The following is a 9,076-nucleotide window of genomic DNA, read 5'->3' on the forward strand; positions in this document are numbered from 1 at the left end:
AAAGCTAAGCGCCGCGTTGTGGCTTGCGATCGCTGTTTTGCTGCTCGAATGACGTGTGTAGTTGTGGCACATCAGTGACGCGCTTGTCCCATAGTGCTCCTTACATCCCAGCGAATGGATCGCATCATCAAACCGTGGGATCAAACATATAATTCTTTGAACTCTTCGAACGACGTCAGGCCTGTCGTGAGTATCTGGCTCTGGCCAAGGCAGCTTCAGTATACAATAAAGCATATGGCGACCAGATTGCGTAATTCACGGCGGCGGACACATAGCGCGTGAAGCAGTTCACTGGCGCCGCGTGACCGATTTCACCGGCTTTTGCAGTGCTAAGTCGCTTGCGTATCAATATATTTGCGATTGTGCGAATGACCGCAATGCGGGCTGCAAGCGCAACAATTTAGGAGATATTTCGAGTGACCGTTCGGGCCGAGAACACCGATTGATGTTCGTTTGCGGACCGACGGGTTCGTCCCGCATCTCGGACGTCGATGCTACTCGCAGCAAACGTCGGCTTCCCGCCCCTTTTGCACCCTTTTTTCGTTCGGAAGCAAGTTTTCAGGCCGTATTAAGCAGGTTGATGATAGCAATCATTCCATCGGCGACAGCACATTTTCGCGCCGCCCGGAGGAATTTTGATCGAGTTTGATCACGTCTGTGACCCTTCAAAGCCGTTTCGGGTATCATCCTCGACAAACGGTATTGCCGCGACCACCTCGCTCACAATAACTGCCTGGAGACTTTGTAGATGATCGTGCTTCTATCCCTCGCGGGCGGAATCTGACTCTTCAAAGAGTAGCACAGCATAGACCAACTTCTCCCGTTGGAGGTCGCGCAATAGCTTTATCGGTAGAGCACCATCTACAAGAATACGGTCGCCGTCGCTGGAATCAGTGCAACAATAACAAGAACGACCAGCATGACGGCGATGAACGGGAGCGTCGCGGCAAAAATTTGTTCGACGGAGACGTTAGGATCATTCAGCGTGTTATGTACCGTGAAAACAGAAATGCCGAACGGTGGCGTCAATAGTCCGATCTCGACTGCGATTACGGTGACAATGCCAAAATGCATGAGGTCAATTCCCAGGCCCTGCGCAATCGGCGCAGCAATAGGCACCATGATGAGCAGGATCGAAGTGCTGTCGAGGATCATTCCCATCAACAGGATAATCACAGCGTAGAAGAACAGGAAACCCAAAGGGCCGAAGCCTGAGTCAGTAACCAAACCCGCAATAGCATTGGGCAGCCCGGCAATCGCCAACATGCGAGAATAGAATGACGCCGCCACCAATAGCAGCAGTATCGAAACCGAAATCACGCCGGTCTGTTTCATCACCTGCCAAAGCTTATGCCGATCAAGGCTGCGGCGCGACAGCGCAACGATCAAGGCTCCAAAAGCACCGATACCACCCGCTTCAGTTGGGGTGAAGAACCCGGTGTAAAGACCACCCAGAACCAGCACGACCAAAAGAACAATCGGTATCAACTTCAGCACGAGATCACGCAATGGCATCGGCTTGAAGTCACGGTCCATTCGGCGTTCACGCACAGCGTCGGGATCGTTTAGTACAAACCGAGGAAACGCAATCGTGATACCTATGAGCATCGCGACGAAACCAAGCGCCAGCATAAGGCCTGGAATGATTCCAGCTATAAACATGCCGCCAATCGACACCTCGGCCAACACACCATAGATAATCAACAAAAGAGATGGCGGAATGAGCATCCCAAGAACCGATGAACCGGCAACCGTGCCCGCAGAAAAAGCAGGGCGATAGCCATGGCGCTTCATCTCGGGCACTGCCACACGGGTGAAAACAGCCGCGGATGCGATTGACACACCCGTGACCGCGGCGAATATCGTATTGGCGGCTACCGTGGCAACGCCTAGCCCACATATCATTCTCCGTAGGAGTTCTTCTGCCACTTCAAATGTATCGCGCCCAACATTTGAGACGCTGACCAAAAGCCCCATCAAGACAAAGAGAGGAATTGTGGCGAACAAATAATCTGCGATCCCCGAATAGGCGGTTAATTCCAGCATCCGGAATGACAAGTCGATATTGCCTCTTATGATCCAGATGCCAAGGAATGCGACACCGAACAGCGCGTAGGCGATTTGCATCCCCAAGAGCACCAGTCCAATCAGCACGGCAATTAGGATAAAGCCTACTGTAAGCGTTGTCATGCTGCGCTCCTCGCACTTCGGATTTCTTCCCTCGCCCGGTAAAGGGCCGCAAGTACGGCCAGAGCGCATCCCAAGATGGTAATCCCGCGGAATGGCCAGGTCGGAATAGTCCAAACACCCTGCACGCCGAAGAACTCAGCGGTTTGCCATGCACTCAGAAGCTTCGGCCATGACGCCCAAAGGATGAGAGCAAAGACAATTGCACCGGCAAGACAAAATAATGCCTCAAGCCAAGCCACAGTTTTCGGTGAAGATTTCTGTAAGCGGCGGACAAGGAAATCCGCGCGCGTGAGGCGCAACTGCAGAATTGCAGCAGGGACCTGAAGGAAGACAATCGCAACGACAGACCGGGCAGCAATTTCAGACACGCCAGTAATTGGTGCATCCAAAAAATTTCGCCCGATAACATCCAGCACAATCAAGAGCATCAACGCGCCAATGCCGGCGGTTCCGACTGCGGACATGGCTGCCGAAAAAGAGCCCAGAACCGCGCCATAAGGAGATTCAGATAAGGAAGGCACGAACCGGTCCTCCTGAAGCTCGGATGTATCTTCTTCGCTCATTTCCGGGCGTCCTGCTGCAAAAGGCACGCCCGCCCGGTCCATCTGGATACGGGCGGGCGCTGTGTTCGAACTATGACCTTAGAGGCCTTCGTCCCAATTCCGAAGCGGTGTCGCGCCACGTTCACGAAGAGCCGAAAAATAGGCCTTGAGCACGGTCTTTCCTGCTTCACCAGTCTGTTCTAGCCACGGCTCAATGATGTTGGGAAGGCCATTAACCCACTTGGCTTTTTCCTCATCTGGGAGCTGGTGAATAGTCAAACCGGCCGCTTGCATTTCGTCGAGAGCTCGCGCGGCCAAATCTCCGACATAGTCACCGTGTGCGATCGACGTCGCCCGTGCCGCTTCGCGGAAGGCTGTCTGTACTGGTGCTGGCAGCCCTTCAAAAAAGTCTTTGTTAGCGGCAATACCACCAAAATACATCGAACCAATGCCCACGCGCGTCAATTCGGGAGCGACCTCATAGACTCGGGTAGGAAGGATGCCGGACGCAAAGGACAAGGTACCCTCCGTCACACCTGTCTGGATATTGGTGTAGTAGGTCGTAAGCGCCCCATCGACAGGTGTCGCACCTGTTTCGCGCAGCCAATTTGCTGAAGTACCCGGTGCGTTTAGCTTGCGGTTCTGAAGGTCTGCCATCGAGGCGACCGGGAACGTCGCGTAGATGTCGTAGCTGTCTGTGATCAGCGAGGAGAGGTGCACCATGCCATTTTCGGCCCAGCTGTTCTTTAGCTCAGGCAGGTTTTCCGAAAGGTCGTCAAAGATCTCAATGATCATGCGGTGATCTTCGGTGGCGAACGGTGTGAAGTAAGTCACGTTTTGGAGCGGCATGTTGGCCCCCTCCCAAACCGTGCCGACCATGCCGACGTCCACGATACCGTCCATCACCGCTTCGCGCGTGTCGGTAAACTTGTAGAGCGTGCCTGCATAGTTCTCGACCCAGTTCACCTGATATTCATTGCCATTCTCGGCAAGGATACGGTTCACCTCGGGCTGGAAGGTGTTCTTCATCGCGTAGACCCAAATGTTGGCCTCTGGATGCGACGAGCCTATGTTAACCGTCAGGCTTTGCTGGGCAATCGCGGCGCTGCCGATCAGCATCGCACCGATTGTTGTAAGTGCTGTAAGTTTCATGGTTGTCCTCCCTTTTGTGGGCACGCTACCCGGCGCCCCTTTTGGTTCAGTCGTTGATTTTTCCCAATGCCCGAAGGATGCGTTCCGGCGTAAAGGGCATTGCCGCGACCTGCGCTCCCAGTGGTCGCAGGGCATCGTTGATGGCGTTCATAACAGCAGCTGGTGCTCCGGCGGTTCCAGCTTCACCTGCTCCTTTGGCGCCGAGTTCGCTTTCCTTAGTAGGGGTTTCCACATGGGCCACCACCATGTCCGGCATCTCGGCAGCCATTGGAACCAGGTAGTCGGCCATAGAGCCATTCAACAGCTGGCCGTCCTCGTCGTAGTGGATTTCCTCGTAAAGCGCGCCGCCCAAGCCCTGAACAATCCCGCCCCGGATTTGTTCGTCCACCAGCTGCGGGTTGATCACGCGTCCGCAATCCTCAACGCACCAATGTTTGAGCAGGGTCACAACGCCTGTGTCGGTGTCAACCTCAAGGTACGAGGCTTGAACGCCGTTGGTGAAGGCGAACGGATAATCCATCGTGATGAAATGCCGCGTCTGCACAAGTTCACGCGGCAAATCCTTGGGCAAGGTGTCGCCCCGGAAATAGACGATCCGCCCCAGTTCCTCGAGCGGCATGCGCTCTTCACCACTTTCCAAATCGACAATCTGACCGTCGCGGATATCAAGCTTGCCCGCCTCAGCCTGCAACATGGCTGCTGCCACCTCCAGGATCGAGTCGCGAAGCGCACGTGCCGCCTGCAAAGCCGCTTCACCGCCGATACCGGCACCGCGAGAAGCCCATGTACCACCGCCATACGGCGTGACCTGCGTATCGCCTGTGATCACCCGCACATTAGACGGCTTCACACCGACACCCTCCGCTACAACCTGGCTCAGCATCGCCTCGGTTCCCTGGCCCTGTTCGGTTACACCCGACAGCGCCACGACCGACCCATCCGGGTCCATCCGAACGGTGCAACCGTCTTGCGCCGAGATCCTTGCGCCGCCAATGCCATACATAAACGGGGACGGGTTGGTCAGTTCGATGAAGGACGCAATACCGATGCCGCGATACTTGCCTTGCTTGCGGGCTTCGGCCTGATCGGCGCGCAGCGCATCGTAGTCAATCATCTCGATGAGCTTGTCCATCGACGCATGATGCGACAGGCCTTCGAACTTCATCTTGGCGGGTGACGTCACCGGATAGGCATCGTCGGCATACATATTGCGCCGCCGAATTTCGACCGGGTCCATGCCGATGGCCGCCGCCGCCATATCCACCAATCCCTCGGTGATCGCTACGGCAATGGGATGCCCTACGGCGCGGTACTGGCAGGTCGGCGTCTTGTTTTGGAACACGACCGTGGTCTGCGCTCGGTAGTTGGCAAAATCATATGGCCCACCACACAGGTTCACGACCTGATTGCCCTCAATGGCCGAGGTGCGCGGATAGACCGAGTACGGCCCGATCCCTGTCCAGTCGTCGACGTCAATCGCGAGGATCTTGCCATCCACATCCACCGCGATCTTGGCCTCGATCTCGTGGTCGCGGGCGTGAATGTCAGTGCTGAAGCTTTCCAGACGATCCGCAATGAACTTGACCGGACGGCCCATGACCTTTGCAATGGCAGCGGTTGCCACCTCGTCGGGATAGACATGCACCTTGATGCCGTACGACCCGCCGACATCGCCACAAATAACACGCACGCGGCTTTCGGGAATGTCGAGATGCTTGGCGAAGACGGTCTGCATCATGTGTGGCGCTTGGGTCGCGTGATACGCCGTCATCTGCCCTTCTGCCGGGTTCCAATCGACGAGGATCGACCGCGGTTCAAGCGTGACACCGGTATGGCGTGCGGTGCGGAAATGGGCGGAGACCACCTTGTGGGCAGTCTTGAATGCAGCGTCGACATCGCCTTCCTCATGGAGTCGGCGAAAAGCGAGGTTGTCCCCCAATTCTGGGTGGATCACCGGCGTGTCTTTGTCGAGTGCTGTCATCGTATCGGTGACTGCGGGCAGTTCTTCGTAATCGACGACCACAAGCGACGCCGCTTCTTCAGCCGCAGCGCGTGTGTTTGCCACCACGGCCACGACCGGCTCACCAACCCAGCAGGCACGGTCCACTGCCAACGGATGTTCGGGCGGCGATTTCAGACCCTTGAGGTGCGCCAGTACCGCGACCCACGGCGTGCAAACCTCGGCTAGATCAGCACCGGTGAAGATGCGCACCACGCCTTTGACCGCCTTGGCCTCGTCCAGATCAATGGCGCCGATCTTGGCATGCGCCACAGGTGACCGGGAAAAAGCCACATGTAGCATACGCGGCAACACGATGTCATCGACATAGCGGCCCCTGCCCTGAACCAGCTTGGTCGCGTTGGGACGTGGGACAGTCCTACCAATATATGAGTTCGGGCGGTCGGGATTGTTGAATGGAATAGTCATGCGACACCCTTTCCGGCACGGTTCAGCGCGACGCTCTCTACAGCATCGACAATCGCTTCATACCCAGTGCATCGGCAATAGTTGCCTGACAAATGCTCGCGGATCTCACCGCGGCTAGGCACGCCACCTTTCGACAATAACTCCTCTGCAGCCACGAGCATTCCGGGAGTACAGAACCCGCACTGCAGCGCATTCCGAGTGATAAATGCGTCTTGCAGGTCACTGACTGCGGCTGCGTCGGTCAGGCCTTCAACCGTCCAGACGTCGGTCCCGTCGGCCTGCGCAGCCAACATCAAACAGCCCCGCACTGCGTCGCCATCAACACGGATCGTACAAGCGCCACACACGCCATGTTCGCAACTGGCATGTGCACCAGTTAGGCCCAGCTCCATTCGCAAAAAATCTATCATATGCTGGCCAGCCGGCACACGCGCTTCCACAGGCTCGCCATTAACGGTCAAGGATACATCGACCTTGTCACGAAACACTTCGGTCATGCGGTTTCTCCTTTCATGCGGCAAACCGCGCGTCGCAGAAGGACGCCAGCGAGATGACGACGATACGCTGAGCTCGCCTGTGTGTCCGATGGTGGGTCGATTTCGTTGGACAAAGCCTCCACAGCTGCGTCGACATCGCCCTGATCTAGCGCTGCCATTGCATTGGTCGCCAAAATAGGTCTTGGCCCAACCGAGAATACCGCAATACGATGTCCTACCGCGCGCTTGATCAAGCACAGCCCAACCAACGCGTAGTCGCCCGAACGGCGTGCGACCTCTTCGAGTATCTGGACCTCTCCCTGTTCGGCAATGGGCATGGTTATCGAAGTCAGGATCTCATCCTCGCTCAGCGAGGTGGTAAAAACATCTTCAAAAAATTCGTCCGCCGCGATACCGCGCGTACCACTTGGCCCTTCAGCGTGCATTGTAGCACCGAGCGCTAGCGCGCAAGCTGGAAACTCAGCAGCCGGATCCGCGTGGGCTAGTGCCCCTCCAATGGTGCCACGGTTCCGGATAGCGGCATGGGCAATGTGTGAAACAGCGGCAGTTAAGAGCGGTGCATGCGTCTTAATTTGAGCGTCGGCACCAACTTGAGCATGGCGGGTCAGAGCTCCAATTCGAAGGATGTCCCCCTCGACTGCAACGCCCGAAAGCTCACTGATTTTGGAGATATCGACCAACAGATCGCCAACCGAAAGTCGCATGTTCATCGCAGCAACTAGGCTTTGGCCGCCTGCCAGTACGCGCCCTTGACCTTCTGATCCAGCCAGCAAATCGAGCGCGTGCCGTACGCTCTCAGCTCGGGCATAGCCGCCCGCTGATGCCTTCATGGCGTCCTCCCCACTTTTTTGATCTGCACCTTATTTAGCACTTGATCAACTCTATTGAGCAGATGATCTTTAAATGCGAGTCGTTGCAAGAAAAATATTTTCGGGTTCCAAACTGCCGAGGGCGTATGATGGACGGACAGGCTGAAAGACCCGCCAGCGGTGGCGAAAACGGCGCCATAAGAAAGCGCCTACCTCCGGCCGAACGTCGCCAACAAATTATCGACGAAGCCGTTCGCTTCTTTGCTGAGGTCGGGTTGGAGGGGAAAACGCGTGAATTGGCCCGGCGTCTTGGTGTCACACAGTCGCTTCTATTCAATTATTTCGCTACAAAGGACGAGTTGATTGATGCAGTCTATGAGAAAGTCTATATTGGACGCTTGTCTCCTGACTGGCCCGAACGACTGACCGATCGCAGCGTACCTTTGCGCTACCGCCTTTTGGCATTTTACACAGAGTACAGCGCACTAATTTTCGAACGTGAGTGGATGCGCATTTTTATGTTCTCAGGTCTTGACGGCGCATCTCTAAATCGCCGGTACCTGAAGCATTTGGGTGATGTAATCCTGCACCCGCTCTTGGCAGAGACCAATGCGCTGGCTCGAACGAACACACCACCCAAAATGGAAGATGTTTGGAATCTTCATGGAGGTATCGTTTACATCGGAATACGCCAGCACATCTACCGTATGCCCGAGCCTCCTAAACCGCAGGAGGAAATAGCGCGGGCAATCGACAAGTACCTACTTTTTTTCGGCATAGACCCCGGCGACTAAGTTTGACCGCGATCATAGCCTTGTTGTCGGCAATCCTCCAAAAAATCCCGGACCAATCAGATCATCAATCCTCTACAAACCCTGTACTTCTGAATGCACGTTTGGGCTTTAGATCGGTAGATCGACCGAAGCTTTCAGCGAGAATTCGTCCTGCAACAGGATTGTTCCAAAGCTTACGGCCACGGGAAAAATGTTTGGCCCTCGCACGCCAACTCGACGGAAGCAACCATAAGACACTGATATATTGAGGTTAAAAATATATCAGAGTTTACACTTCGTGATGGAGCGTGAATTGTTGCTGTAAGCAGTAAAAAAATCTGTGCATGCGAGGACGTGTGGGTTTGTCCCTTTTGACCGAGAAGTAAGTCGAGCCGTCTTGGGCCACCCCTGCTTTTTCCAGTTCTTCGGGAGAGATGCGCTGAAGAACGCGAGCAGAACGTGCTGCCGCAGTCAGACTGCTCGCTCCCCGACTGGCATCAGACGTAGCCTCCACCCCATTAAGCTTGCGCGTGTGGTGGACCAATTCGATGGCGCAGTTGCATTCCTCCGCTATCCGAACCAACTCCTTCGCAACCAAATCAATCTTGCCGTTATCCATTTCATTCACCCGGTGTGACGAAACGAAAGGATCAACGATAAGAACGTCAATTTGACGGAGTCGGAT

At 55.5% G+C, this 9,076-nt stretch carries 8 protein-coding genes; 1 reads left to right on the forward strand and 7 read right to left on the reverse strand.

All coding sequences use genetic code 11. From position 1 onward, the window contains the following. Positions 1 to 861 precede the first annotated feature (861 nt). The 6 genes from MGEO_RS20510 to MGEO_RS20535 form a co-directional block, all read right to left on the reverse strand. Positions 862 to 2,190 (reverse strand): TRAP transporter large permease, encoded by a 1,329-nt coding sequence (locus MGEO_RS20510; protein WP_085641606.1) that lies wholly within the window; start codon positions 2,188 to 2,190, stop codon positions 862 to 864. Further along, positions 2,187 to 2,753, reverse strand: coding sequence for a TRAP transporter small permease subunit (locus tag MGEO_RS20515; protein WP_085641607.1), 567 nt, complete (start codon positions 2,751 to 2,753; stop codon positions 2,187 to 2,189). Before MGEO_RS20515 ends, MGEO_RS20510 begins: the two co-directional genes overlap by 4 nt. Before the next feature lie 78 nt (positions 2,754 to 2,831). Beyond that, positions 2,832 to 3,884, reverse strand: coding sequence for a C4-dicarboxylate TRAP transporter substrate-binding protein (locus MGEO_RS20520; protein WP_085641608.1), 1,053 nt, complete (start codon positions 3,882 to 3,884; stop codon positions 2,832 to 2,834). Between the two features lie 46 nt (positions 3,885 to 3,930). Next, positions 3,931 to 6,312, reverse strand: a complete 2,382-nt coding sequence (locus MGEO_RS20525) for a xanthine dehydrogenase family protein molybdopterin-binding subunit (protein ID WP_085641609.1) — start codon at positions 6,310 to 6,312, stop codon at positions 3,931 to 3,933. After that, the gene (locus MGEO_RS20530) at positions 6,309 to 6,809 is read right to left on the reverse strand and encodes a (2Fe-2S)-binding protein (RefSeq protein ID WP_085641610.1); all 501 of its coding nucleotides are present in this window, start codon (positions 6,807 to 6,809) and stop codon (positions 6,309 to 6,311) included. Before MGEO_RS20530 ends, MGEO_RS20525 begins: the two co-directional genes overlap by 4 nt. Then, entirely contained in the window at positions 6,806 to 7,639 is an 834-nt protein-coding gene (locus MGEO_RS20535; RefSeq protein ID WP_085641611.1) for an FAD binding domain-containing protein, read from the reverse strand. The genes MGEO_RS20530 and MGEO_RS20535 overlap by 4 nt, the downstream gene beginning before the upstream one ends. 125 nt (positions 7,640 to 7,764) lie before the next feature. Between MGEO_RS20535 and MGEO_RS20540 the strand changes: the two genes are divergently transcribed. Beyond that, positions 7,765 to 8,412, forward strand: a complete 648-nt coding sequence (locus MGEO_RS20540) for a TetR/AcrR family transcriptional regulator (protein ID WP_233140050.1) — start codon at positions 7,765 to 7,767, stop codon at positions 8,410 to 8,412. A 268-nt stretch (positions 8,413 to 8,680) separates the two neighbouring features. On the opposite strand, the gene MGEO_RS20545 is transcribed toward MGEO_RS20540, so the two are convergent. Then, positions 8,681 to 9,076 (reverse strand): AAA family ATPase (locus MGEO_RS20545; protein ID WP_158091077.1); only part of this gene is annotated, 396 nt, incomplete at its 5' end.

Source organism: Marivita geojedonensis, from assembly GCF_002115805.1.
GTDB classification, from domain to species: domain Bacteria; phylum Pseudomonadota; class Alphaproteobacteria; order Rhodobacterales; family Rhodobacteraceae; genus Marivita; species Marivita geojedonensis.

Excerpts from the sequence above, each read along its gene's own strand:
- MGEO_RS20525 (WP_085641609.1), bottom strand. The coding sequence starts at position 6,312 with ATGACTATTCCATTCAACAATCCCGACCGCCCGAACTCATATATTGGT.
- MGEO_RS20530 (WP_085641610.1), bottom strand. The coding sequence starts at position 6,809 with ATGACCGAAGTGTTTCGTGACAAGGTCGATGTATCCTTGACCGTTAAT.
- MGEO_RS20515 (WP_085641607.1), bottom strand. The coding sequence starts at position 2,753 with ATGAGCGAAGAAGATACATCCGAGCTTCAGGAGGACCGGTTCGTGCCT.
- MGEO_RS20540 (WP_233140050.1), top strand. The coding sequence starts at position 7,765 with ATGATGGACGGACAGGCTGAAAGACCCGCCAGCGGTGGCGAAAACGGC.
- MGEO_RS20510 (WP_085641606.1), bottom strand. The coding sequence starts at position 2,190 with ATGACAACGCTTACAGTAGGCTTTATCCTAATTGCCGTGCTGATTGGA.
- MGEO_RS20520 (WP_085641608.1), bottom strand. The coding sequence starts at position 3,884 with ATGAAACTTACAGCACTTACAACAATCGGTGCGATGCTGATCGGCAGC.
- MGEO_RS20535 (WP_085641611.1), bottom strand. The coding sequence starts at position 7,639 with ATGAAGGCATCAGCGGGCGGCTATGCCCGAGCTGAGAGCGTACGGCAC.